3 protein-coding genes are annotated in these 1,447 nt (G+C 60.3%); 2 read left to right on the top strand and 1 reads right to left on the bottom strand.

What is annotated here, in order from left to right:
- Both EN925_RS35590 and cyoD read left to right on the top strand, forming a co-directional pair.
- Positions 1-520 (top strand): cytochrome c oxidase subunit 3 (locus EN925_RS35590; RefSeq protein ID WP_128337353.1); only part of this gene is annotated, 520 nt, incomplete at its 5' end.
- Positions 517-927 (top strand): cytochrome o ubiquinol oxidase subunit IV, encoded by a 411-nt coding sequence (gene cyoD, locus EN925_RS35585; RefSeq protein ID WP_013525252.1) that lies wholly within the window; start codon positions 517-519, stop codon positions 925-927. The genes EN925_RS35590 and cyoD, both read left to right, overlap by 4 nt.
- A gap of 77 nt (positions 928-1,004) precedes the next feature.
- Here the strand turns inward: cyoD and EN925_RS35580 are convergent.
- On the bottom strand, positions 1,005-1,447 hold a 443-nt coding region (locus EN925_RS35580), incomplete at its 5' end, for a TRCF domain-containing protein (protein WP_348630390.1).

Raw genomic sequence — 1,447 nt, 5'->3', positions numbered from 1 at the left:
GCTGTCCGACATCATCATATTCTCGGCCTTCTTCGCGGCGTATGCCGTGCTTGCCAAGGCGACCGCCGGCGGACCGACCGGCAAGGATTTGTTCGAGCCCACCCGCGTTGCGGTGCAGACGGGCCTTCTGCTCACGTCGAGCTTCACCGGTGGCCTGGCGATACTCGCGACCCATCGCAGATCGATGGCTGCAACGCAGGCCTGGCTGCTCGTCACCGGATTGCTCGGGGCAGCCTTCCTGTTTCTGGAGGTACAGGAATTCGCGGCGATGATCGGCGAGCAGGCGGGGCCTTCGCGCAGCGCATTCCTATCAGCCTTCTTTGCGCTCGTTGGCTGCCACGGCACCCATGTCGGGCTGGGGCTGCTCTGGCTGGGCACAATGATGGCGCAGCTATGGGTCAAGGGTTTTCGGTCGGATATTTTGCGGCGGCTCCACTGCTTCGGGCTTTTCTGGCACGCACTCGACATCATCTGGGTCGCCATCTTCACCCTGGTCTATCTGTTGGGAGCATCGCCATGACCGACACCGAGAGCAGGCCCGGCGAGATGCAGGACCGCCGCGATTCCGCACCGGGCGAGGAACGTATAACCGAGCACGAAGTGGCTGGAGGGCTGTTGGGCTATGTGATCGGCTACGGCCTGGCCATCCTGCTCACGATCGCGTCATTCCTGGCGGCTCAAACCGATCTGATTTACCAGCCGGCGGTGATTTCGGCCCTGGTGGTGCTCGCTGTTGCGCAGATGGGTGTGCATCTAGTCTTTTTTCTGCACCTGACCACCGGGCCGGACAACACCAACAACATCCTGGCCTTGGCCTTCGGCGTGCTGATCGTTGCGCTGGTGGTCCTGGGCTCGGTTTGGATCATGGCCCACCTGAACGAGAACATGGCCGCCATGACGGCCCATCAAGCCGGAACGATGCCTTAAACCTCGCCCTGCTAGTCTTGGCTGAGGTGAATATGAAGCTGGTACATTGTACCGCCGCGGTGGAGATAAAAGGCTCGTCAGACCTCGTGCTTTGGCTGAACTGCACGTATGGCATCTAGCGCCAAGCGAACGGCATCGATGCCTGAGACGCGGGACTCGATCCGCCTGAAAATCACGCGGCCGTTTCGGTACTCCAGGCCCAACACCTTCCTGTCCCGCCATCGTGACGCCAGTGGCTTGTTGCGCAAGGTGATCGCGACGGCTTCGGGCCCAACATCAACTTTGCCGACACCCAGTTCCGACGCTGCTATCCGCAACCTGGTAAGTTCCAGCAGAACGGTCACTTCGCCAGGCATGTCACCAAAGCGGTCCTCGAGCTCCTCGCTGAATGCATCAAGGTCCAAGTCAGAACGAATACGAGAGAGCCGCGCATAGAGGCCAACACGGACAGTAGGCTCGTTTACATAGCTTTCGGGAAAAGCCCCTTTTGCAGGCACGTTGATGTTGGCAAGTTGCCTGT

This window comes from Mesorhizobium sp. M7A.F.Ca.US.006.04.2.1 (assembly GCF_004022915.1).
Classification (GTDB): domain Bacteria; phylum Pseudomonadota; class Alphaproteobacteria; order Rhizobiales; family Rhizobiaceae; genus Mesorhizobium; species Mesorhizobium ciceri.
Note: the sequence above shows the minus strand (reverse complement) of the source record. Positions and strands in the feature narration are given on the sequence as shown.

Coding starts and splice junctions, on each gene's coding strand:
- cyoD (WP_013525252.1), top strand. CDS start 517: ATGACCGACACCGAGAGCAGGCCCGGCGAGATGCAGGACCGCCGCGAT.